1 protein-coding gene is annotated in these 712 nt (G+C 33.3%); it reads right to left on the bottom strand.

Annotation, left to right across the window (positions count from 1 at the left end; all coding sequences use genetic code 11):
- Positions 1 to 28: 28 nt before the first annotated feature.
- Positions 29 to 712 (bottom strand): hypothetical protein (locus tag E1171_RS00445; RefSeq protein ID WP_222931290.1); only part of this gene is annotated, 684 nt, incomplete at its 5' end.

The raw sequence follows: 712 nt of genomic DNA, 5'->3' as shown, positions 1-712 counted from the left end.
GTTGGCAAAGCATGGCAGCTCGCCATTGTTAGCCACCGTATTTAATTTCTAATTCTCCGTAAAAGTCCATATAAGGCATATCACTATTTCTGAATTTTAAGGTTTGGTTTTTTAATATGAAATCAAAGGTCTGGTTTTTTAATATCAGTCTGTTATTGTCAATCCACTTTACTGCATAAGGACCCCATTTATCCGGTTCATAAATTCCTAACTTTTTTAATTGTCCATTATCGTTCCGAAAAAGTTCAAACCCATTCCAACTATAACCTGCCTCAATATCAAAATTTACTGCCAAAATGAAAGTCCCGTTTGGAGAGAAATAAGGACGTCCAATCAAATCTGTTATTTTACCACTTGAATCATTGATCAGTTTGTAACCGTTCCCTTCTCCCCATTGAGTGCGAACGGAATAAAACCCAAAGTCTTTAAAATAATACTCAAAGGTATTACCTGCTTCATCTTTGTTTTCGTCAAGTGTTATAGGTTTCCAATTTCCATTTTGCATTTTAAGAGATACTCCATTTTCATCTTTTCTTACAAATTCTCCGTTTGTCATTAATAAGTAGTTTTCTATGGCTAAAGCCTCCTGATACCTGTTATTAAATGGTTTAATAAGCGAATCAAGGGTTTTAGAATCGAGAAAATACTCTGAAATATAAATAGAGTCTGAATATTTTAAAGACAACTCGACATTATCAGAAAAATGCAAAAT

Source organism: Xanthovirga aplysinae, assembly GCF_009711365.1.
Classification (GTDB): domain Bacteria; phylum Bacteroidota; class Bacteroidia; order Cytophagales; family Cyclobacteriaceae; genus Xanthovirga; species Xanthovirga aplysinae.
This window is presented reverse-complemented; position numbering and strand designations above follow the sequence as displayed.